The organism is Thalassotalea sp. G2M2-11 (assembly GCF_017168195.1).
In the GTDB taxonomy this organism is placed as follows: domain Bacteria; phylum Pseudomonadota; class Gammaproteobacteria; order Enterobacterales; family Alteromonadaceae; genus Thalassotalea_E.
In genome coordinates this window covers 75,399-98,028 of the sequence record NZ_JADNYL010000003.1, presented here as the reverse complement: position 1 = coordinate 98,028, position 22,630 = coordinate 75,399, and the positions used below count along the sequence as shown (strand labels likewise).

Below are 22,630 nucleotides of genomic sequence, written 5' to 3'. Positions count from 1 at the left end.
GCGACAATATTATAAGAATGATTAACTAAACTAAAAAGTATTTTATGATAACCAATCAAACGCTCTAGCCTCATTTATTTTTACCATGACTGTATTAATTATCAGTATTAACAATAAAGTTCTGCCATGACAATATGTTACTAAAATATTGTTAAATAAATCGGAAAAACGAATGGAAGCAATAAACAAGCTTGAGCTTCATTATTATTTTGATGATGATAGTCATGATATCGATGCGATAACAAGAAATAAGTGTGAAGCAGAGCTATTAGCAATAATATCCGAAGTCGCCACATTATTAGATATTAAAACAAGACTAATATCAGAAATACCTCTTGAAGGCGGCTTTAAAGATAAATGGAAAGCACTAGGCGAAAACTCTCAACAGCTTCAAGTTATTTTAATGGCAGTAGGCTTAGTAACAACAATATACTTTACTTATGATCCCGAAGGTGATGCTCGTACTAAAGAGCTCGAGCAGTTACAAATACAAGAACTTAAAATGAAGCTGCAGCAAATAAACTCATCTGACAATATTAACGATCTTGCCAAGGTAACCGCAAAAAAATTATCTAAAAATTTAAAGATAACAAAACGAAAATCTAATTTTTATACTCATCTAAATAATGACCCTAAAGTTAAGAGTATAAGTATCAGTGCACTTGATAATAAAGATAACCCATTTTCCCAAGAAAAAATCATAGACCGAAGAGCATTTAGAGAGTTTATTCTTAGTACTAATAAATTGAGAGCAGAAGAGGATGATAATGCACAAATAGAGCTTATATCACCAGTATTAAAAGATGGTAATTATAAGTGGAAAGGAATATATAAAGATCAAACAATTAGCTTTAATATGCATGATCAAAAATTCAAAGAATCTATTTTTATTGATGGCTTAAATTTTCACGCGGGTACAAGCATAAACTGTGTATTAAGAATTAATCGAGAGCTAGATGAAATTGGAGAAGTAAAAATTAAAGGGTATTCTGTCCCCACAGTTATTGAAGTACTAGATGGTCAATCTCCTCATGAAACACCACAGGGCAAGGCGCATAGGCATGCTAAATCTATGTATGACAAACAAAGGGATATGTTTGTTTAAAACAAAAAACCCGCCTGATGGCGGGTTTTAAATATCATTTCAAAAGAAACGCTAGTTGCTTACCAACCCGCTTTCTCTTTAAGTGCTTCACCGATATCCGCTAAAGAACGAACCGTTTTAACACCAGCAGCTTCTAATGCAGCAAATTTCTCGTCAGCTGTACCTTTACCACCAGCAATGATAGCACCAGCATGGCCCATACGCTTACCTGGAGGAGCAGTAACACCAGCAATGTAAGAAACTACCGGCTTAGTAACATTTGCTTTAATGTACTCAGCTGCTTCTTCTTCTGCTGTACCACCAATTTCACCGATCATTACGATCGCTTCAGTTTGGTCGTCATTTTGGAACATTTCCAATACGTCAATGAAGTTAGTACCTGGGATTGGGTCACCACCAATACCAACACACGTTGATTGACCAAAACCAGCATCCGTTGTTTGCTTAACGGCTTCATAAGTTAACGTACCTGAACGAGATACGATACCTACTTTACCTGGCTTGTGGATGTGACCTGGCATGATACCAATCTTAGTTTCGCCCGGCGTGATAACACCAGGACAGTTAGGACCGATCATACGAACGCCAGTTTCTTCAAGCTTCACTTTAACGTCAAGCATGTCTAACGTTGGAATACCTTCAGTAATAGTCACGATTAATTCAATACCTGCATCAATCGCTTCTAAAATAGCATCTTTACAAAATGGTGCCGGTACGTAGATAACTGTTGCAGTTGCGCCAGTTGCTTCTACCGCTTCACGTACTGTGTTAAATACTGGTAAACCTAAGTGAGTTTGACCGCCTTTGCCTGGTGATACACCACCAACCATTTGCGTACCGTATTCGATCGCTTGCTCTGAGTGGAAAGTACCTTGACCACCAGTGAAACCTTGACAGATAACTTTAGTATCTTTGTTAATTAATACAGACATTATTTGCCCTCCGCAGCAGCAACTACTTTAGTAGCAGCGTCAGTTAATGATTCAGCAGCGATAATGTCTAAGCCTGAGTTAGCTAACACTTCACGACCTGCTTCAGCGTTTGTACCTTCAAGGCGAACAACCACTGGTACTTCAACACCTACTTCTTTAACCGCACCGATAATACCTTCAGCGATCATGTCACAACGCACGATACCACCGAAAATGTTTACCAATACTGCTTTAACGTTGTCATCAGAAAGGATGATTTTGAATGCTTCTGATACACGTTCTTTCGTTGCGCCACCACCTACATCAAGGAAGTTAGCTGGCTTGCCGCCGTGTAAGTTAACGATATCCATGGTACCCATTGCAAGGCCAGCACCGTTAACCATACAACCTACGTTGCCGTCTAATGCTACGTAGTTTAATTCCCACTGCGCTGCATGTGCTTCACGCTCATCTTCTTGAGATGGATCGTGCATTTCACGGATTTTTGCTTGACGGTATAACGCATTTGAATCAACGCCAATTTTGCCGTCTAAGCAGTGTAAGTTACCTGCGTCAGTAATAACTAACGGGTTGATTTCTAATAAGGCGAAATCGTGATCGATAAACATGTTACCTAAGCCCATGAAGATTTTTACAAATTGCTTCATTTGTGTTGGGTTTAAGCCAAGTTTGAAACCTAATTCACGCGCTTGATACGCTTGAGGACCTACTAATGGGTCAATCGCTGCTTTGTGGATCAAGTGTGGTGTTTCTTCAGCAACAGTTTCGATGTCAACACCGCCTTCTGTTGAAGCCATGAATACAACACGACGAGTACCACGGTCAACAACCGCGCCTAAATATAGTTCGTTCGCGATATCAGTACAGCTTTCTACTAAAATTTTAGCAACTGGCTGACCATTCGCATCTGTTTGGTAAGTCACTAAGTTCTTACCTAACCAGTTTTGTGCGAATTCTTTGATTTCGTCTTTGGTTTTAACTAGCTTAACACCGCCAGCTTTACCACGGCCACCGGCGTGAACCTGTGCCTTAACAACCCACATATCGCCGCCAATTTTATCAGCAGCTTCCGCAGCTTCTTGAGGTGTATCGCAAGCGAAACCTTCAGAAACTGGTAAACCATATTCAGCGAATAATTGTTTCGCTTGATACTCATGCAAATTCATGGTGTTTTATCCATTTATCTGTAGATGAAAATGACAGTAACTAAATAAAAGCTACCACCATCGAAAAAAGTTGACCGATTATAGTACAAAAGCTCTAAAGAGCAAACCCCTTGAAGCTTATACTATAGTCTAGATCATTATTTTTTTGAGTAATTTGATTAATAATAATGAAAGTTTAACAAATACCTTACATCTGTATTGACTTATATGTTTATCTTTGCAGTTTGAATAATTATCCAACAGTAAAAATCAAATTGCGTTAAATTTGCATGCAGCCACCACTGTCTACACCACAAGAAATTACACAATAACTCGCTCCTTCTTGCAAAGGCATTTGAGCTGGTATGGCAACGTCAATCAGCTTAGTATTTAAAACAACGTTGAATATAAGATACCTGCACCAATTGCCATTGACAGCACAACAACTAAAAAAGCAACTATCATGGTATTTTTAAACAATGACTTTAGTAATATCACTTCCGTTAAGCTTGCCCCTGCACTACCAATAATTAATGCCATAACCGCTCCTAATCCCATGCCCATAGAAACGAGCACTGAACTGAGCGGTATCATTGCAGAAGCTCTAACGTACAAAGGAATACCAATCACGGCAGCAATAGGAATAGCCAGTAAGTTATCTTTACTGGCAACACTGGCAATAAATTCAGCCGGGACAAAACCATGAATAACAGCGCCCACTGTGATACTTACCGCTAAATAAGGCAGCACAGCCTTAAAGTCTTTCCAAGTGCTTTGCCAAATGCTAAGCCATTTCGAAACAATGGGTTTTGCCTGAGCACATTGACTCGCACAATTTGTTGATGCAGGCGCCAGATACGCTTCAGATTTGACATAACGTTCAAAACCAAGTTGCTCTAAGGTAAAGCCAGCCGCGATCGAAACAACAACCGCTACAGCAAAATAAAATAACGCCACTTGCCAGCCAAAGGTGACAGCAAATAGCCCTAACACGATTGGATTTAACAAAGGGCTGGCAAATAAAAACACTAGCATAGGCCCAAACCCTGCTTTTGCTCGTAATAACCCTTTTAAAAAAGGAATGGTAGAGCAAGAGCAAAACGGCGTGATCGCGCCAAGAAAAACAGCAACCACATAGCCTTTGCCATTTTAACTACTTAGTATCGCCTTGATTTTGTTTGGCGAAATATAGTGCTGCAACACACCAACTAGATAACTAATAGCTAAAAAAAGCACCGTTAACTCTACGGCAAGAAAAACAAACATATTTAATGTACTGCTCACAGATTCATTCATCACAACGACCAATTCCATACTTCTAGATTTTTCGAATTATATAATTACATTTGCTTATTGCAAGTTATTTCTAGTAATATCGAAATATAGATATGAATTTTGAGATTTTTGATGGATATCGACAGCATTGCAAAAGCACTTAAAGAACTTGGTCATCCAACACGATTAGCTATTTTTCAACGATTAGTGAAATCAGGAACCAATGGTTTACCGGTAGGTGTGATACAAGAACAATTAAACATTCCAGCGTCAACATTGTCACATCATATATCAGGGCTAGTCTCTGCTCAATTGATCAAGCAGCGTCGAGAAAGCCGTACCTTATACTGTGTGGTAGAATATCAAAGGCTTAAACAAGTGCTCGGTTTTCTTCAGGATGAATGCTGTGCTGATGAACAAGCCGCAACTAAGTAGAAGTATTTCAGCAATAAAAAAAGCCGCTATTTAGCGGCTTTTATTAACGAGCTATCACTTAACGATTATACGTCTAATAATAAACGTGTTGGATCTTCAAGTAACTCTTTAATTGTTACTAAGAAGCCAACAGACTCTTTACCATCAATCAAACGGTGGTCATAAGACAATGCTAGATACATCATAGGTAAAATTTCTACCTTACCATCAACCGCCATTGGACGATCTTGGATTTTATGCATCCCTAAAATAGCCGTTTGTGGTAGGTTAATAATCGGTGTTGAGATTAATGAACCAAATACGCCACCATTAGTAATAGTGAAGTTACCACCTTGCATGTCTTCCATGCTCAATTTACCATCACGACCTTTGATCGCTAGCTCTTTAATACCTTTTTCAATCCCTGCCATGCTTAACTGATCAGCATCACGAAGAACTGGAGTTACTAGACCACGAGGCGTAGACACGGCAATCGAGATATCAAAGAAGTTGTGATAAACAATATCATCGCCATCAATAGAAGCGTTAACTGCAGGGAAACGTTTTAATGCTTCCGTTACCGCCTTCACATAGAACGACATAAAGCCTAAACGTGTGTCATGAGTTTTCTCAAATACGTCTTTGTATTGCTTACGTAAGTCCATGATTGGCTTCATGTTAACTTCATTGAAAGTCGTTAACATCGCCGTTGAATTTTTCGCTTCTAATAAGCGGTTAGCAATAGTTTTACGTAAACGCGTCATAGGTACACGTTTTTGAGTACGTTCACCTAACGCTGCTGATGCTTGTGCTGCTGGCGCTGGTGCTTCAGCTTTTGGTGCTGATTTTGGCTTATTAGCTACTGCTTCAACATCTTCTTTAGTAATGCGTCCACCTTTACCTGAGCCAGTAACGTCACTCGCGGTTAAGCCTTTTTCGGTCATTAATCGACGAACAGACGGGCTAGCTAATTCATCTGCACTTACAGCATCTTCAGCTGAAGACGCTGGTGCAGCAGAAGCGCTTGCGCTACCACCGGCAATTAGTTCAGCAATTTTTTGCTGACCTAACACTGTATCACCTTCACCGTGTTCAATTTTACCCATCACACCATCAGCAGTAGCAGGCACTTCTAATACCACTTTGTCAGTTTCAATATCAACCAACACTTGATCGCGAGATACTGCATCACCTTCGGCAACATGCCAAGTAGCAACGGTTGCATCAGCAACTGACTCAGGTAATACCGGTACTAAAATATCAAGAGTTTCGCCACCTGTTGATGCTGCTGGAGCGTCTTCTTTTGGTGCTGACTTTTCTTGAGCTGCTGTACCTTCAGTAAGAATGGCGATTACTTGTTCACCTAAAACAGTTGCCCCTTCTTCTTGTGAGATCTCAGTGATCACACCATCAACAGTTGCAGGTACTTCAAGTACCACTTTATCTGTTTCAATATCAACAAGTACTTGATCGCGTGATACGCTATCACCTACTTGAACATGCCAAGTAGCTACTGTTGCATCAGCAACTGATTCGGGTAAAACAGGAACCTTAATTTCGGTTGTCATTCAATTATTCCTTACAATCTTTTAGCCACATAATATGGTTTATTCAACGGTTAGCGCTTCATTTACTAACGCTTGTTGTTCTTTAACATGGACAGACATATAGCCGACAGCCGGCGCTGCAGATGCCTTACGGCCAGCATATGTCAAATAAGTACCTTCAGGGATCATCGCTCTAAAATGGTGCTGTGAACAGTACCAAGCACCTTGGTTTTGCGGTTCTTCCTGACACCAAACAAATTGCTTAACATGTTGGTATTGCTCCAACTCTTTCTTAAATTCTTCTTCTGGGAACGGGTAAAGTTGTTCCACACGAATAATCGCAATATTGTTTAATTCTCTCTTACGACGTTGTTCAAGTAGTTCGTAATAAACCTTACCACTACAAAAAACAACGCGTTCAACGTCTTTTGGATTAATATCATCAATTTCACCGATAACATTATGAAAAACGCCCGAAGCCAAGTCTTCTAATGAAGAAACAGCAGCTGGATGACGTAATAATGATTTAGGTGACATAACCACTAATGGACGACGCATTGGGCGTACCACTTGACGGCGTAACATATTAAACACTTGTGCTGGTGTTGATGGAATACACACTTGCATATTGTGATCAGCACACAGCTGTAAATAACGTTCTAAGCGCGCAGATGAATGTTCCGGACCTTGTCCTTCATATCCATGAGGTAATAACATAGTTAAGCCACATAAACGGCCCCACTTTTGTTCACCTGAAGAAATGAACTGATCAAAAACCACTTGTGCGCAGTTTGCAAAGTCACCAAATTGGGCTTCCCAAATCGTTAAACCAGCTGGTTCTGCCGTGGTATAACCATATTCAAACGCAAGCACAGACACTTCAGACAACACCGAATCATGAACATCAAAAGGCCCTTGCCCTTCTCGTACATTTTTTAACGGCATGTATTGTGAAGAATCGTCCTGATTATGAAGCACAGCGTGGCGATGGAAGAATGTACCACGACCCGCATCTTGACCCGTGATACGAACACGTTGGCCTTCATCTACAATAGTCGCGTAAGCTAGATTTTCCGCAAAGCCCCAATCAAGTAACTTCTCGCCTTTTGCCATTTTAACACGGTCATCATATATCTTTTTAACACGTGAATGGACGGTATGCGATTCAGGATAGCTTGAGATACTCTCTGCCAACGCTTTTAATTTATCTAATGGTAGAGATGCATCATAAGCATCATCCCAGTCATGACCAAGATAAGGAGTCCAATCGACTGAATGCTCTGTCATCGGGCGCCACTGTTCAACAGTGCACTGACCTTCATCAAGCAGTTTTCGGTAGTATTCAACTAATTCTTTGGCTTTCGATTCAGGTATTGAACCTTCACTGTTTAGACGTTCCATATACAGCTGACGAGGCGTTGGGTGCTTTTTCACCTTCTGATACATTAACGGCTGCGTCGCATTTGGCTCATCTGCTTCGTTATGTCCGTGACGACGGTAACAAACAAGATCGATAACCACATCACGCTTAAAGGTATTACGGTAATCTAGTGCGATTTGGGTTGCTAAAACAACCGCTTCAGGATCATCGCCATTCACATGAAGAATTGGTGCCTGTACCATTTTAGCTATATCGGTACAGTACTCACCACTGCGCGTATCTTGCGGGTTTGAAGTAGTAAAGCCAACTTGGTTGTTCACTACAATACGAATAGTACCACCCACTTTAAATGCACGCGCTTGTGACATATTAAAGGTTTCTTGTACTACCCCCTGACCAGCGATAGCAGAATCACCATGAATGGTAACCGGTAACACTAAGTCGCCCTGATCACATTCACGTCTGTCTTGACGAGCTCGAACTGAGCCAATCACGACAGGGTTAACAATTTCAAGATGAGAAGGGTTAAAAGCGAGCGCTAGATGCACATTACCGCCTGGTGTCACAAAGTCAGATGAATAACCTTGGTGGTATTTCACATCACCAGAGCCTAACACTTCATCTGTTTTACCAGCAAATTCATCAAATAGTTTATTCGGGTTTTTGCCCATGACATTAACAAGCACATTCAGACGACCACGGTGAGCCATACCAAAGACAACTTCTTTAGTGCCATGAGTGCCTGCACGCGTAATTAACTCTTTCAGCATTGGAATTAAGGCATCGCCACCTTCTAGTGAAAAGCGCTTAGCCCCTGGGAATTTAGCCCCAAGGTATTTTTCCAAGCCATCAGCAGCAATCAAGCCTTTAAGTACTTCTTCTTTTTCAGTCACAGACATTTTTGCTTGTGACTGCACTGATTCAAGGCGATTTTGGATCCAGCGCTTTTCATCAGTCGAAGTAATATGCATATACTCAGCACCAATAGAGCCAGTATACGTTTTCTGCAACGCTTTGAATAAATCGCCTAACTTCATGGTCTCTTGACCGACGGCAAAAGAGCCTACATTAAACTCTTTGTCAAAATCGTTTTCAGATAACTCATGATGCGACAGTTGCAAATCACGTACTTTCTCACGCTGCCAAATCCCTAGCGGATCTAAATTAGCGTTTTGATGACCGCGAAAACGGAATGCATTAATGAGTTGCAATACTTTAACTTGTTTTGCATCACCACCAGCCGATACGACCACGGTTTTATGGGCTTCTTTTGCAAGTTCTCTGAATTCTTCTCGGATTTCTGAGTGACGATATTCAACATCAGCACCCTCAATCTTAGGCAGTTGCTGAAAGACTTCACGCCACTCTGCCGACACAGATTGCGAGTTATCGAGGTAAGATTCGTACAATTCTTCAATATAAGCAGTATTTGCACCGCTTAAATGGGAAGACTCTAGCCAAGCCTTCATTACACCTTCTGGCATTGCCTGTTCCTTTATGGGATATAAGCCATAAAAAATTAAATAATAATTATTCGCACGTAAATTAGACTATTGGCTAATTGCATCAATGCAAACAACAACTACACCGAATAAAGAAATAGCAGAACACTGACAATGTGCTCTGCTATTTAGTTTTATACTGCGCGAGAAAGTAACATTGACTTAATATGGCCAATGGCTTTCGTTGGGTTCAATCCTTTCGGACAAACATCCACACAGTTCATGATACCGTGACAACGGAATACGCTATAGGCATCTTGTAAATCATCTAACCGTTCTTCAGTTGCAGTATCACGACTATCGATTAAAAAACGATAGGCATGTAATAAACCTGCAGGACCGATAAACTTATCAGGGTTCCACCAGAAAGATGGACAAGACGTTGAACAACAAGCACACAAGATACACTCATAAAGACCATCTAAGTGCTCACGTTCTTCAGGAGACTGCAGATGTTCACGTGCAGGCTGTTCTTTACCATCATTAATTAAGTACGGCTTAATTTTCTCATACTGATTATAAAACTGAGTCATATCAATAATTAAATCACGTACTACCGGTAACCCTGGTAATGGACGTAACACAATTTTATTCGCTTTTAACTCAGATAATGGCGTGATACATGCTAAACCATTTTTGCCGTTCATATTTAAACCATCAGAACCACACACACCTTCACGGCATGAGCGACGGAATGATAACGTTGAGTCTTGCTCTTTTAATAAGATCAAGGCATCAAGTACCATCATGTCAGAACCTTCAGGAATTTCTAATTCGTAGTCCTTCATGTAAGGTGCATTATCAACATCTGGGTTGTAACGGTAAATCGAAAAAACTTGTTTCATCAAGAATGCTCCTTAGTATGTACGAGCTTTCGGAGGGAAAGCTTCACGGTGAACAGGTGCCATATTAACGCCACGTTTTGACATATCTTCAGTCTGTGGAGAATAAATAGAATGACATAACCAGTTCTCATCATCACGCTCAGTGAAATCTTGGCGTGCATGAGCCCCGCGAGATTCAGTACGGAAGTTAGCCGCTTTAGCTGAACAGTACGCTGTTTCCATCAAGTTATCTAACTCTAAACACTCAATACGCTGAGTGTTAAATTCAGAAGACTTGTCGTCAAGCTTGGCATGTTGTAAACGCTCACGAATTTCCGTTAACTCTTTCATACCTTGAGCCATTGCTTCACCTTCACGGAATACCGAGAAGTTCATCTGCATACATTGTTGTAAATCTTTACGAATTTGTACCGGATCTTCACCAGAAGTAGAAGATTCCCAACGATTAAAACGTGCTAACGCTGCATCAATATCAGATTCAGAAGCATCGCGTCCGCTTTCGGTATCATTTAAGTATTTACCTAAGAAGTTACCCGCTGCACGACCAAATACCACTAAATCAAGTAATGAGTTACCACCTAAACGGTTAGCACCGTGAACTGATACGTTCGCAATTTCACCAACGGCAAATAAACCTTCAATAATGGTGTCTTCACCCGTTTCAGGATTAAAGCTAATTGCTTGACCATTAACATTACATGGCACACCACCCATTTGGTAGTGACATGTAGGAATAACAGGAATTGGCTCTTCCGCTGGATCAACATGTGCAAATGTCTTAGATAAATCACATACGCCAGGCAAACGTTGATTTAACGTTTCACGACCTAAATGATCTAACTTCAGTTTAATGTGTGGACCCCAAGGACCGTCACATCCACGACCTTCACGGATCTCAGTCATCATTGAACGCGCAACTACGTCACGACCAGCAAGGTCTTTAGCATTTGGTGCATAACGTTCCATAAAGCGCTCGCCATCTTTATTTAATAGATAACCACCTTCACCACGACAACCTTCAGTTACAAGTACACCTGCACCTGCAATACCCGTTGGATGGAATTGCCACATTTCCATATCTTGCATTTGAACGCCAGCACGAAGCGACATACCAACACCATCACCAGTATTAATATGAGCATTAGTTGTTGACGCGAAGATGCGACCTGCACCACCAGTAGCAAGTACTGTTGCACGTGCTTTAAAGTAGCAGACTTCACCCGTTTCAATACAAATAGCGGTTGTACCCACAACATGACCATCGTCATTTTTAACTAGGTCTAGTGCGTACCACTCAGAGAAAACGTTGGTTTTATTTTTAACGTTTTGTTGATAGAGACAATGCAACAAGGCATGACCGGTACGGTCAGCAGCTGCGGCAGTACGAGCAGCTTGCTCACCACCGAAGTTTTTCGATTGACCACCAAATGGACGCTGATAAACTTTACCGTTTTCGAAACGAGAAAATGGCAAACCCATTTTTTCAAGTTCAATAATGGACTCTGGGCCAGTTTTACACATGTATTCGATCGCATCTTGGTCACCGATATAATCAGAACCTTTCACGGTATCGTACATATGTTGTTCCCAGTGGTCTTCATGGGCGTTACCTAACGCAACAGTAATACCGCCTTGCGCAGAAACCGTATGAGAACGAGTTGGAAAAACTTTCGAAATCAAGGCACATGATTGGCCAGACTCTGAAATTGCTAATGCAGCGCGCATACCAGCGCCACCGGCGCCAATTACAATGGCGTCAAATTCACGAACAGGTACGCTCATTTACACACCCCACACAGTTAAAAAGCCAGTTACTAAATAAGCTAATAAAGTAACCGCAAATAAAAATTGTAAAACACCGCGGAAAAACGCAGGTTTAACGTAATCAGATAACACTTGCCAGATACCGATCCATGCATGAATCAGCAAGGCAAACAATGCAACAATAGTGAATATTTTAGTGCAAATATTCGCAAAAAAGCCTTGCCATAACTCATAAGTTACGTCAGGCGTTGTAACAAAAAAGCCAAGAATATAAAAAACATAAAGAGCAAGTACCACGGCACTTGTTCTAATAAGAATAAAGTCATGTACGCCGCTACGGCCTACAGTTGCTGCATTATTTACCATAAGTTTACTCCTACAACGATGGTTAGAATCAACCAAAGAGCTAGCACTAGTTTAGCGGTTGCGTTACCAGAACTGAGTTCTTCAAAATGCCCCATATCCATCAATAAATGACGAATACCACCTAAAACGTGGTAGATAAGAGCGGAAGTAATACCGATGATAATCAGTTTGAAGAATACACCATCAAGTAATGACTCGACTTGTGCGAATCCTTCAGCAGAAGATAAAGATAATGAAAGTGTCCACAATAAAATACCAATAGCAAATACCATAATGACACCAGAAATACGGTGCAAAATAGACACATTTGCCGCTGGATGCATTTTAATTGTAGTTAGGTCTAGATTTACAGGACGTTGTTTTTTCACGATTTCGCCTAAGAGCTCAAAGAGCCTTCAACTTTTTTTTTATTGTCACCCAAAAATAATTTGTATGAGCAACCCCCCAAGGATCTTAGTAGATATTCACGAAACATAAAGATGTTAGGCAAACAAATCCTAGATCACCGTGATTATATCGCCCTAAATTTTTAATTACAATTTTCTTAATCGACAAATTTGTTGCTATTTTAAAGGCTTGCGTATGTTTTTTGACCTATAACAAAAAAACATGTGACTTTAGTCTAATCTTATAACATTTGAATTGACTTTTAGGGGGTGTTTTGCAGTAGAATAGCGCGCAGTTTTATATTCATAAAAACTGATTAACTTTGCAAAATGTAATTTTCAAAGTTCTTCAGCAATCGAATTTGATAGGGGTAAAACATATGGCTGATTCAAAAGCCTCTCTTAGTATTGATGGCAAAGTAATTGCTGAGCTACCAATTCTTTCTGGTACAGCAGGCAATGACGTAATTGACATTCGCACCTTAGGCGGCGCAGGCTACTTCACTTATGATCCGGGCTTTTTAGCGACAGCTTCTTGTGAGTCGGCTATAACATTTATTGATGGTGGTAAAGGGATACTACAACACCGAGGTTATGCAATAGATGACTTAGCTAAGCAAGCTGATTATCTTGAAGTTTGCTATATCCTACTTAATGGTGAAGCACCTTCAAAAGAACAATACGAAGAATTTAAAAACATCATCACTAACCATACTATGGTGCATGAAAAATTAGTTCACTTCTTCCAAGGTTTCTTACCAGATGCCCACCCAATGGCAATGGTTTGTGGCGTTGTAGGTGCACTTTCATCTTTCTACCACAGTGATTTGGATATCAATGATGCTGAGCAGCGTATGCGCAGTGCTCATCGCCTGATTGCTAAAATGCCGACTATTGCAGCAATGGCATACAAATACAGCATGGGACAACCATTTGTTTATCCGCGTAATGATTTAACTTACGCTGAAAACTTTTTACATATGATGTTCTCAGTTCCTGCTGAAGAATATAAAGTTAGCCCAGTACTTGCTCGTGCAATGGATCGTATCTTCACTCTTCACGCAGATCACGAACAAAATGCATCGACATCAACCGTACGATTAGCAGGTTCTTCTGGTGCAAACCCATACGCATGTATCGCAGCCGGCGTGGCTTCTCTATGGGGTCCTGCTCATGGTGGTGCCAATGAAGCATGTTTAACTATGCTTGAAGAAATTGGTTCGCTTGACCGTGTTGATGAGTTTGTAGCAAAAGCAAAAGATAAGAACGACCCATTCCGACTAATGGGTTTTGGTCACCGTGTTTATAAAAACTTTGACCCACGTGCTACCGTTATGCGCGAAACATGTCATGAAGTATTAAAAGAGTTAGGCATTAAAGATCCATTACTTGATGTTGCCATGGCCCTTGAAAAAGTTGCATTGGAAGACCCATACTTCATTGAGAAGAAACTCTACCCGAATGTAGACTTCTACTCAGGCATTATTTTAAAAGCCATTGGTATTCCTACCAACATGTTTACCGTGATCTTTGCGATGTCTCGTACTGTCGGTTGGATCTCTCACTGGGATGAGATGCTAGGTCAACCAGGACAAAAAATTGGTCGTCCTCGTCAAAACTATATCGGTGATATTAACCGAGAGTTTGTACCACTGAAAAATAGATAAATGATCAATGACTGAAAAAAGGCAGCATTAGCTGCCTTTTTTGTTTCTTTTTCAAACACACATTTGAACTATTTACTCAAATAACTATTCAATTTTTATTTATATAATTACTGATAAATTTTTATCTAATTTTTATCTAATTTTTATCTAATTTTTATCAGAATATAACAGTCCAATCTGACACGAAATTCAGCTAATTTTACCTAAATATATTATGCGCTACTGCCCTTTTATTTGATCAGTCGGTATAATGGTTATTTTGCAATTTTCAAGTAGTAAACATGTCACAATATCAATTACGTTTTGGCGGTATCAGTCGGTTATATGGACAAACCGGTGCACAAATATTAAAAGATTCTCATTTTTGCGTAATAGGTATTGGTGGTGTTGGCTCATGGGTTGCTGAAGCCCTAGCTCGTTCAGGTATTGGCACGATAACCCTTATCGATCTTGATGATATTTGCACCACCAATATCAACCGACAAATTCATGCGCTTTCAACAACGATAGGCGAAAGTAAAGTTGAGGTAATGGCAGAGCGTATCAAGCAAATAAACCCTGAATGTGTGGTTCATTGTGTTGAGGACTTTGTTACTCAAGAAAACCTAGTCGAGCTTATGTCTGCTCATTATGACTACGTTATTGATGCCATTGACTCTGTAAAAATAAAATCAGCGATCATTGCCTACTGTAAGCGAAACAAACTCCCGATAATCACTGTTGGCGGCGCTGGCGGACAAAGTGATCCAAGTCAAATCCAACTGAGTGATTTAAGCCAAACCTATCAAGATCCCTTGTTATCTAAAGTACGAAATCAGTTACGTCGCGAATATCAGTTTTCACGCAATACCAAGAGAAAGTTTGGCATTGACGCAGTATTTTCAACGGAGCAATTAATGTACCCTGATAGCTCAGGTGAAGTGTGTCATGCCAAGCAAACGCAAGAGGGGACTATGCGTTTAGATTGTAGTGGTGGTTTTGGTGCTGCAACTCATGTAACCGCAAGTTTTGCGTTCTTTGCCGTTGGCAAAGCAATTAACAAATTACTTCACAAACAAAAACTCAAGCAAGCAAAAACCGATAACAAAAGTTAGCTAACCGATAACTTAATTTTTTCAACAATCGCCAGCAATCCATTGCCCCTTGAAGGGCTTAAATGGCTGAGTAAGCCGAGTTTTTCAAAATATGCTTGAATATCAAAATGCTGGATCTGCTCAGCTGTTTTATTATTAAAGGCAGCAAAAGTGATCTTCATCAAACCTCGAATGATCTTAGCATCGCTATCCCCCTGGAGCAGATAACGTCCATCAGCATTTTTACTGATGTCCAACCATGCTTCACTTTCACAGCCAGCTACCAGTCTTTGTTCAGTGCGTAGGCTTTTATCCATCCGGTGAAAATTTTTGCCCAACAACATAAGGTGTCGATGTTTACTGTCCCAACTTTGCTGTTGACTAAAAATCGACACCATATATTCAATATCATCGTCAGATGCATGACTTTCCTGTGTGTTGGCAACAAGGGGAACTGTTTGCGTAGTTTGTGACTCTAAAATCAGTGCTTTTAAGCAATTAACTAGATAATCAACTTCATCAAATGTGTTGTAGGCTGCTAACGAAACTCTCAAACAACCATTGATAGCCAAATAGTCCATCAAAGGCATCGCACAATGATGCCCCGCCCTGACAGCAACGCCTTTACTATCAAGCGCTGCGGCAACATCTTGTTGATGAAAGCCGCTCAAGTTAAACGAAAATAAAGGGATATCAGGGCACTGCTTAACCAGAAATTGAACAGAGCCAATTTGGGCAAGTTGTTGATAGCAATACGCAGTAAGCGTTTTTTTATAAGTAAGTTGCTGCTCCAAGTTCTGCGATAAAATAAACTTGATCGCTTCAGTAAACGCAATACAACCGGCAATATTGGGGGTACCGGCTTCAAATTTAAATGGTAATTCATTAAAAGTCGTGCCAGCAAAGCTGACTTTTTTAATCATCTCGCCGCCAAATTGGTAGGGCGACATTTGAGCTAGGAGCGCTTGTTTACCATATAAAACGCCGACACCTGTTGGCCCATAAAGTTTATGAGCAGAAAAAACATAGAAATCGCAATCAAGTTGCTGCACATTAACTTCGGTATTGGCTATCGCTTGGGCACCGTCAATCAGAGTTAACGCACCAACGCTCTTGGCTTTAGTTATGATGGTTTCTATTGGGTTAAACTTACCGATGACATTTGACAAATGGCTACAACAAACGATCTTGGTTTTTTCCGTGATATGACTATCTAGCTGATGAACATCGATCACCCCTGATTCATTTAACGGTAATACCTTGATGTTAGCACCAACCTTTTCAGCCACCACTTGCCAAGGGACGATATTGGCATGGTGCTCAGCATAACTTAGCACAATTTCATCACCAGCTTGTAATTGTTCAAGCCCCCATGATTGAGCAACTAAATTAATACTTTCAGTCGTACCTTTGGTCCAAATAATCTCTTTAACTGAACGCGCGTTAATAAAGCGTTGAACTTCCACTCTTGCCTGTTCAAAAAGCTCAGTTGCACGTTGGCTCAAATAATGAGAACCACGATGGACATTAGCATTATAAGTTAAATAATAATCATGCTCAGCGTCGATCACAGATAATGGCTTTTGCATGGTGGCCGCATTATCAAAATACACTAAATGATATTGTTCGAAAGTTGTTGTAAGGATGGGGAAATATTGACGAAACTGGTTAACATCAAATGTTTTCATATCAATTAGTTAGTTAAAAGATCGGAGTAAAAGTGAGTTTATTATACCTAAATTAGGCAAAAATATTGAGGTAAAGATGAATTTCTTATTATGTGTTCTCAGGCAAAATCAGCTATAACTTATAGATGGTATTAAGAGGGAAAGTAGTATGCCTTTATTTTCATGGTTTATTGGCAACCAAAAAGCCAAACGGACAACGAACAAAAATTCTCAACTTCAAATTACGCAATCAGCATTCAATCAAAGCACCATGTGGCCAATAGCAAAAGTAAGACGAAATACACTAGTTAAACAACAAGAATATACTCAATCAAGTAAAAATAAATCTGCCAACGCACAACCACAGTTAAAAGAAAAAGAAAGTTAATTGTTCTGTCAATCGTCTATTGATTGAGCAATTTCAATATTTCTATGGAAACTTGGCATTAAAAACTTTTCAGGTGCAGCTTGCAGTAACTGATAATACAGCTCAGGTAGTTCCAGTTCATGATGTGCAAGTTTGGTTAAATTGGATATCGGCTTGAACGCTTGTAATTTCGCCGCTTGTTCATGAAAAGGTTGACGTTCAGCGCATGTACGAGTTTTAAACAAGCCAACCTTGCCTTGAAATTCTGTTGGCGTACCTAACTGCCAATAGCCATCTTTTGCCGTTAAAATCGGCGTATCATCATTTATAAGATGAAACCAAGGCAGTTGCTGTAACACTTTGCGCCTAACCGCTGATTTATCGCCTGTCAGGCTTGCAGGTAATACCACAACATTATGTGAAAAACTTGCCTGCTGTTCTACCATACATTTTGCGTGATTTTGCGGTAAAGGATATTCATCAATAAAACCAAGTAAGTGAGCAATTTCATGCATAAACACTGAAAACTTATCATGTCGATCTAAATACATGATGCCATGATTAACATTTGCTCCTCCGCTGGGTAACATGACACCAAGAAAACGAGTTTGGATGTTAGTTAGCTGCGTTTGCCAAATAGTTTCATCACAGCGAATCGCTTCATTTGGATCATGTTGACAGTTTAATGTAGACAAAGGCATGTAACGAGGAACAGTAAGACAAACATATTTATTTAACTTAGACTGAGCAAATTGATCAATTAATTGTTCAGTTCTACGCAAATCATGAAGCGTAGCCGCATATATTTGTACACTAGCAATGCAATCTACATCAGGTTGCTGGTCATTAATACCAAGCACCGAAAAATGAGCCAACTCAACAAGTATGTCATGCTCAGGTGCTTGTGATTTTAATTTTTTAGCCAGCAACTCGATTTTTTGCTGTTCACCATTTCTCATTGCCAGTTCAATTGCTTGAATAATAGCCCACAGATAATATTCGCCATAGGTTTCATCAAGCATAGTTTGTAACACTGCAGATGCCTGTTTTAACTTGCCATCTGCAAGAGAACGCTCTACCAATAACTGTTTAGCTGGCAAACTCCCTAACGCTGTAGCATGGCTTAACCAATAATCACCCCGAATGGGATTATTATTTTCAATATAAAAACGTGCTAAGGTTAGAGCCGATTTTCCTTGCGTAGTGGCAAGCTCTCTCATACCCCGCAACCATAAAGTAGAACCAACCTCATTATGAACAGTTTGATAATAAGAATAAGCAGATAGCTGCTCATTTTTAGCATACCAAAGCTCAAATTCACTTGCCTTACCTGCTAATAATCTAGAAGAAATATGCGATGGCAAAAAAAATGAGTGCAACAGCCAGATGCTAGTCACACTCATTGTTAATATCAGTAAGAGAATAAAGCGCTTATTCATTAAATAAAAAATTACTCACTTTCATGATTGCTGATCACTTTTCGGCGCATCAAATCTAACTCCAACCGTGCATATCTGTGTTCAACAAACTCGTACACATTAGTACTTAGCGCAAGTTTAAAGAAATTGGCTGCCGCCCTTTTATCACCATGCAACAAGGTCAATTTACCCAAATAAAAATAAGCTTCACACAATCGCTCGCTAAATTCTTTATTAGATCCGACACCGATCGTGATATCACGAATAAACGCTTTGTGACTTAACTCTCCCGCATATAAACGAATGATATTTTTCGCCCACACATTATCATCAATTAATGTCATGCGTTGTTTTAAGTTACTCATTGCTAACTGATTGTCTACCGACTGCTCGATGAGGTAAAGCCATAAGAGGCGATAAGGATCGTGTTTTTTCTTTTGATAAAATACCGTTAGATCATCAACAGCCAAATGAGCACGCTCACCATAATAGAGCGCGATACCACGATTTAAATAGGCATACTCATGATCAGGGGCCAACTCCAACGCAGAATCAAACGCTTCATAAGCACGGTCAAACTCTTGCAATTGCGTCATATGAATACCTAGAAAGTTATAGGCATCAACCATATCAGGCTTTAAACGCAATGCTCGGTTAAAATCTAATCGAGCAAGGGAACGTAATCCGACACTGTCATAGATCACACCTCGATTATAAAAAAGTTCAGCACGTTGTTCATCTGTCACTTCAACACTTTGAAGCACTTCTGTCATCCTTGCTAACGCCACTTCACTTTTATAGTTAACCATCAGAGGTTCAGCAATCACCAACTGACCAATCATGTCACCAGATTGTTGTGACGTGGTTGAACAACCTTGTAAGAATAAAAATAATAATAAACAGGGAGATAAATATTTCACTAATTGATGAACCTATATAGGAAGAACGCTTCGATTATACCGAAACGATAGATAAATGCGAAAATCAATAACGGCATAAAAAAGCACCTAGCCGTTATACGATAATGGGAAAGTAATTTCGATGAACAGCTAAATCGCCTCAGCGTCTTCCTCACCAGTACGGATACGGATCACACGCTCTACCTCAGTGACAAAGATTTTCCCATCGCCAATTTTGCCTGTTTGTGCAACATCCATAATCGTACTGATGCATCGCTCAACATCATCAGTTGGAACAACAATCTCTAGTTTTGCTTTAGGCAGAAAATCCACCATGTATTCAGCACCACGATAAAGTTCAGTATGTCCTTTTTGACGACCGAAACCTTTTACCTCAGAAACCGTCATGCCCGTTACACCGATTTCGCCCAATGCTTCTCTTACATCATCTAATTTAAATGGCTTTATAATTGCTTCAATCTTTTTCATAACACTGTTAACGCATTTATTGTAAGTAAGTTCATCTCATTGTACACAAATGTTAAGGCTAAACGAAAGCCAGATCGGTAAATAAATTTCATCACAAAATAAAAAGAATTTGCTACACTAGCCCCGCGTTATTTTTCTTTATACTGCATAGGAATATCAATGGATCTACAAGCTATTATCGACGAAATGAAAGTTTTACCTTCAATTGACGTCAATTTTGAGATCAAGCGTAGAGTTCAGTTTATCAAGAAACAGCTACTCGATTCAGGACTCAAAAACTTAGTACTCGGGATCAGCGGCGGTGTCGACTCATCGACTTGTGGTCGCTTAGCCCAACTTGCCATTAATGAACTTAACCAAGAGTATAATGATAGTTATCAATTTATTGCCGTACGATTACCCTTTGACGTACAAGCAGATGAAGATGACGCTCAATTAGCACTGCAATTTATCCAACCCTCAAAAAGCATTTCAACTAATATCGCAAGTGGTGCCAATGGCATTCATCAAGAAGTACTAGAAGCATTAAGCGAAAGTGGTTTGTTGAACGCATCAAGTGCGCAGATAGATTTTTCAAAAGGGAACGTCAAAGCTCGAACCCGCATGGTGATGCAATATCATATTGCCGGTATTTTAGGAGGGCTGGTGATCGGTACAGATCACTCAGCTGAAAATATCACCGGCTTTTTCACCAAATGGGGAGATGGCGCATGTGACTTAGCTCCTCTGTTTGGCTTATCTAAACGCCAAGTGCGTCAACTTGCTAGCGCTTTAGGCGCGCCTAAACAGTTAATTGAAAAAGCCCCCACAGCAGATTTAGAAGAATTATCACCAGGTAAAAAAGATGAGGATGCGTTGGGGATAAGTTATGATCAATTAGACGACTTTCTTGAAGGTAAAGCCGTAAAACAAGAAGTGGTTGATATCATCTTAACTATTTACCGTAAAACCCAACATAAACGGGCTGCTATACCAACTATCTATGACTAACTGTAGTGATTGTCGATAACAATACTGCGGATTAAAACAACATCAAACACCAAAGTTCAAGCTGATAAATTACTAGCATTATTTGGTATTATTTTACTTTTAAGCTATACCTAGAAGGACAATTTACTTAACCTCAAGGACTGAGGTGCGCAATGAAAAGTAACGGATTTACTTTAATAGAAATCTTAGTATCTATCACAATATTAATGATACTAATCACTGTGGGTATCCCCTCCTTCGATGACTTTATTGTTCAAATGAGAGTTGATAATGAAATTAGCTCGATTAATCGATTATTGAACACTGCGAGAGTTTCAGCAATTTCAAACTCATTACCGACAACTGTCTGTCCACTCAATGACGACAATCAGTGCCATAATCAATGGCATAAATCAATTTCAGTATTTATTGATACAAACAATAATAAAATATTTGAAGCTAATAAAGGAGAAATAATATTAACCTCAAAAGATGCCATTCATCATCAAGACAAATTACAATATGGTACGAGCCGTATAGGCTTAACATATGGTAATGATGGCCATCTAAATGGTTGGGGGCAAAATGCTACTTTTAGTTACTGCCCACATAACCACTTAAACAAATCAAGAGGGGTAGTCGTTCACCTTTCAGGCCGGGCTTATAAATCTAAACAAGATAAAAGTTCAGGAAGAGATAAAACTCGATCGGGCAAGTACATAGTATGCCATTAGTAAGAAATTAAACTAGCTGCGTTCATTGATAGATGTTATAAATAATGGATATGATGGACGTATAGCGCTTGGTATTCTTATGACAAATCAACACATTTCATTCCTCAGTAGAAAGAAAACTCAAGGATTTACTTTATTAGAATTGATAGTGGGGATTTCTATATTAGGTATTTTGATCGCCGTAGGTGTACCTAGCTTAAGTGATTTTATTGTCAAAACTCGGGTAGATAATCAAATTTCCGAAATAAACAGATTGTTGCTTACGGCAAGAAATACCGCAATAAATACCGGAAAATTTACCACGGTATGCCCATTATCTGGTGAAACCTGTAGCAATGACTGGACTGGAGAAATCAGTGTTTTCACCAATGATACTCTAGCAAATTCCAAAAAATACGACAGTGCTACTGGAGAGATGTTAAGAGTTAAGGACGCAGTGACTAATAATGATGCTGTCAGCTTTACTTCTTCATTTGTTATTTTTGCACCTAATGGTAAGTTAGCTAGCGCTAATGCAGGTACAATCAGCTATTGTCCATCTGAAAATACCGATTGGTCTCGAGGAATTGATATTTCACTCACGGGGCGATCTTATACCAGCGAAGATAGTGACTCTGACGGTAAAGATGAAGACAGAAATGGTAATGATATCACTTGCTCTTAACTCGGTTTAAGCTTTAAGAGC

At 39.7% G+C, this 22,630-nt stretch carries 20 protein-coding genes and 1 pseudogene; 8 read left to right on the top strand and 13 right to left on the bottom strand.

Annotated features, from left to right (window positions below; translation table 11 throughout):
* Positions 1-172 precede the first annotated feature (172 nt).
* A complete protein-coding gene (locus tag IV514_RS11400) occupies positions 173-1,105 on the top strand; it encodes a hypothetical protein (protein ID WP_206485402.1) in 933 nt (310 codons plus the stop codon).
* A gap of 59 nt (positions 1,106-1,164) precedes the next feature.
* Here the strand turns inward: IV514_RS11400 and sucD are convergent, their stop codons facing one another.
* From sucD to IV514_RS11385, 3 genes and pseudogenes are all read right to left on the bottom strand, one after another.
* Positions 1,165-2,037: a succinate--CoA ligase subunit alpha gene (gene sucD / locus IV514_RS11395; RefSeq protein ID WP_206485401.1), complete on the bottom strand. Its 873-nt coding sequence runs from the start codon at positions 2,035-2,037 to the stop codon at positions 1,165-1,167.
* Positions 2,037-3,203 (bottom strand): ADP-forming succinate--CoA ligase subunit beta, encoded by a 1,167-nt coding sequence (gene sucC, locus IV514_RS11390; protein ID WP_206485400.1) that lies wholly within the window; start codon positions 3,201-3,203, stop codon positions 2,037-2,039. Before sucC ends, sucD begins: the two co-directional genes overlap by 1 nt.
* Before the next feature lie 369 nt (positions 3,204-3,572).
* Positions 3,573-4,478, bottom strand: a pseudogene (locus tag IV514_RS11385) (permease).
* A 111-nt stretch (positions 4,479-4,589) separates the two neighbouring features.
* On the opposite strand from IV514_RS11385, the gene IV514_RS11380 reads away from it, so the two are divergent.
* Positions 4,590-4,892, top strand: a complete 303-nt coding sequence (locus IV514_RS11380) for a metalloregulator ArsR/SmtB family transcription factor (RefSeq protein WP_206485399.1) — start codon at positions 4,590-4,592, stop codon at positions 4,890-4,892.
* A 65-nt stretch (positions 4,893-4,957) separates the two neighbouring features.
* Here the strand turns inward: IV514_RS11380 and odhB are convergent, their stop codons facing one another.
* The 6 genes from odhB to sdhC all read right to left on the bottom strand — a co-directional run bounded on the left by odhB (position 4,958) and on the right by sdhC (position 12,644).
* A complete protein-coding gene (gene odhB, locus IV514_RS11375) occupies positions 4,958-6,439 on the bottom strand; it encodes a 2-oxoglutarate dehydrogenase complex dihydrolipoyllysine-residue succinyltransferase (protein ID WP_206485398.1) in 1,482 nt (493 codons plus the stop codon).
* Positions 6,440-6,478: 39 nt separating this feature from the next.
* On the bottom strand, positions 6,479-9,283 hold the full coding sequence (locus tag IV514_RS11370; protein WP_206485397.1) for a 2-oxoglutarate dehydrogenase E1 component: 2,805 nt from the start codon (positions 9,281-9,283) through the stop codon (positions 6,479-6,481).
* A gap of 152 nt (positions 9,284-9,435) precedes the next feature.
* Positions 9,436-10,146, bottom strand: coding sequence for a succinate dehydrogenase iron-sulfur subunit (locus tag IV514_RS11365; RefSeq protein WP_206485396.1), 711 nt, complete (start codon positions 10,144-10,146; stop codon positions 9,436-9,438).
* A 12-nt stretch (positions 10,147-10,158) separates the two neighbouring features.
* Positions 10,159-11,928, bottom strand: coding sequence for a succinate dehydrogenase flavoprotein subunit (sdhA, locus tag IV514_RS11360; RefSeq protein ID WP_206485395.1), 1,770 nt, complete (start codon positions 11,926-11,928; stop codon positions 10,159-10,161).
* Positions 11,929-12,276, bottom strand: coding sequence for a succinate dehydrogenase, hydrophobic membrane anchor protein (gene sdhD / locus IV514_RS11355; RefSeq protein ID WP_206485394.1), 348 nt, complete (start codon positions 12,274-12,276; stop codon positions 11,929-11,931).
* Positions 12,270-12,644, bottom strand: coding sequence for a succinate dehydrogenase, cytochrome b556 subunit (sdhC, locus tag IV514_RS11350; protein ID WP_206485393.1), 375 nt, complete (start codon positions 12,642-12,644; stop codon positions 12,270-12,272). The genes sdhD and sdhC overlap by 7 nt, the downstream gene beginning before the upstream one ends.
* Before the next feature lie 398 nt (positions 12,645-13,042).
* Here sdhC and IV514_RS11345 point away from each other — a divergent pair, with 398 nt between their 5' ends.
* Both IV514_RS11345 and tcdA read left to right on the top strand, forming a co-directional pair.
* The gene (locus IV514_RS11345; protein ID WP_206485392.1) at positions 13,043-14,329 is read left to right on the top strand and encodes a citrate synthase; all 1,287 of its coding nucleotides are present in this window, start codon (positions 13,043-13,045) and stop codon (positions 14,327-14,329) included.
* Positions 14,330-14,610: 281 nt separating this feature from the next.
* Entirely contained in the window at positions 14,611-15,423 is an 813-nt protein-coding gene (gene tcdA / locus IV514_RS11340) for a tRNA cyclic N6-threonylcarbamoyladenosine(37) synthase TcdA (RefSeq protein ID WP_206485391.1), read from the top strand.
* Here the strand turns inward: tcdA and IV514_RS11335 are convergent.
* Positions 15,420-17,090: a SufS family cysteine desulfurase gene (locus IV514_RS11335; protein WP_206485390.1), complete on the bottom strand. Its 1,671-nt coding sequence runs from the start codon at positions 17,088-17,090 to the stop codon at positions 15,420-15,422. The two genes, tcdA and IV514_RS11335, sit on opposite strands and share 4 nt — an antisense overlap.
* A gap of 148 nt (positions 17,091-17,238) precedes the next feature.
* Here IV514_RS11335 and IV514_RS11330 point away from each other — a divergent pair, with 148 nt between their 5' ends.
* Complete coding sequence (locus IV514_RS11330; RefSeq protein ID WP_206485389.1) at positions 17,239-17,457, top strand: hypothetical protein; 219 nt, start codon at positions 17,239-17,241, stop codon at positions 17,455-17,457.
* 8 nt (positions 17,458-17,465) lie between these two features.
* Here the strand turns inward: IV514_RS11330 and IV514_RS11325 are convergent, their stop codons facing one another.
* The 3 genes from IV514_RS11325 to glnB form a co-directional block, all read right to left on the bottom strand.
* Positions 17,466-18,839, bottom strand: coding sequence for a hypothetical protein (locus IV514_RS11325; protein WP_206485388.1), 1,374 nt, complete (start codon positions 18,837-18,839; stop codon positions 17,466-17,468).
* A gap of 47 nt (positions 18,840-18,886) precedes the next feature.
* On the bottom strand, positions 18,887-19,774 hold the full coding sequence (gene nlpI, locus IV514_RS11320) for a lipoprotein NlpI (protein ID WP_206485387.1): 888 nt from the start codon (positions 19,772-19,774) through the stop codon (positions 18,887-18,889).
* A 129-nt stretch (positions 19,775-19,903) separates the two neighbouring features.
* Positions 19,904-20,242, bottom strand: coding sequence for a nitrogen regulatory protein P-II (glnB, locus tag IV514_RS11315; protein WP_206485386.1), 339 nt, complete (start codon positions 20,240-20,242; stop codon positions 19,904-19,906).
* A 159-nt stretch (positions 20,243-20,401) separates the two neighbouring features.
* Here glnB and nadE point away from each other — a divergent pair, with 159 nt between their 5' ends.
* From nadE to IV514_RS11300, 3 genes are all read left to right on the top strand, one after another.
* On the top strand, positions 20,402-21,232 hold the full coding sequence (nadE, locus tag IV514_RS11310) for an ammonia-dependent NAD(+) synthetase (protein WP_206485385.1): 831 nt from the start codon (positions 20,402-20,404) through the stop codon (positions 21,230-21,232).
* Between the two features lie 152 nt (positions 21,233-21,384).
* Complete coding sequence (locus IV514_RS11305; RefSeq protein ID WP_206485864.1) at positions 21,385-21,945, top strand: GspH/FimT family pseudopilin; 561 nt, start codon at positions 21,385-21,387, stop codon at positions 21,943-21,945.
* A 79-nt stretch (positions 21,946-22,024) separates the two neighbouring features.
* Positions 22,025-22,609, top strand: coding sequence for a GspH/FimT family pseudopilin (locus tag IV514_RS11300; RefSeq protein ID WP_206485863.1), 585 nt, complete (start codon positions 22,025-22,027; stop codon positions 22,607-22,609).
* The last annotated feature ends 21 nt before the right edge of the window (positions 22,610-22,630 follow it).

Coding starts and splice junctions, on each gene's coding strand:
- sdhD (WP_206485394.1), bottom strand. CDS start 12,276: ATGGTAAATAATGCAGCAACTGTAGGCCGTAGCGGCGTACATGACTTT.
- IV514_RS11380 (WP_206485399.1), top strand. CDS start 4,590: ATGGATATCGACAGCATTGCAAAAGCACTTAAAGAACTTGGTCATCCA.
- sucC (WP_206485400.1), bottom strand. CDS start 3,203: ATGAATTTGCATGAGTATCAAGCGAAACAATTATTCGCTGAATATGGT.
- odhB (WP_206485398.1), bottom strand. CDS start 6,439: ATGACAACCGAAATTAAGGTTCCTGTTTTACCCGAATCAGTTGCTGAT.
- IV514_RS11365 (WP_206485396.1), bottom strand. CDS start 10,146: ATGAAACAAGTTTTTTCGATTTACCGTTACAACCCAGATGTTGATAAT.
- IV514_RS11370 (WP_206485397.1), bottom strand. CDS start 9,283: ATGCCAGAAGGTGTAATGAAGGCTTGGCTAGAGTCTTCCCATTTAAGC.
- sdhA (WP_206485395.1), bottom strand. CDS start 11,928: ATGAGCGTACCTGTTCGTGAATTTGACGCCATTGTAATTGGCGCCGGT.
- sucD (WP_206485401.1), bottom strand. CDS start 2,037: ATGTCTGTATTAATTAACAAAGATACTAAAGTTATCTGTCAAGGTTTC.
- IV514_RS11400 (WP_206485402.1), top strand. CDS start 173: ATGGAAGCAATAAACAAGCTTGAGCTTCATTATTATTTTGATGATGAT.
- IV514_RS11335 (WP_206485390.1), bottom strand. CDS start 17,090: ATGAAAACATTTGATGTTAACCAGTTTCGTCAATATTTCCCCATCCTT.
- tcdA (WP_206485391.1), top strand. CDS start 14,611: ATGTCACAATATCAATTACGTTTTGGCGGTATCAGTCGGTTATATGGA.
- IV514_RS11345 (WP_206485392.1), top strand. CDS start 13,043: ATGGCTGATTCAAAAGCCTCTCTTAGTATTGATGGCAAAGTAATTGCT.
- IV514_RS11300 (WP_206485863.1), top strand. CDS start 22,025: ATGACAAATCAACACATTTCATTCCTCAGTAGAAAGAAAACTCAAGGA.
- glnB (WP_206485386.1), bottom strand. CDS start 20,242: ATGAAAAAGATTGAAGCAATTATAAAGCCATTTAAATTAGATGATGTA.
- IV514_RS11330 (WP_206485389.1), top strand. CDS start 17,239: ATGCCTTTATTTTCATGGTTTATTGGCAACCAAAAAGCCAAACGGACA.
- IV514_RS11305 (WP_206485864.1), top strand. CDS start 21,385: ATGAAAAGTAACGGATTTACTTTAATAGAAATCTTAGTATCTATCACA.
- nadE (WP_206485385.1), top strand. CDS start 20,402: ATGGATCTACAAGCTATTATCGACGAAATGAAAGTTTTACCTTCAATT.
- IV514_RS11325 (WP_206485388.1), bottom strand. CDS start 18,839: ATGAGTGTGACTAGCATCTGGCTGTTGCACTCATTTTTTTTGCCATCG.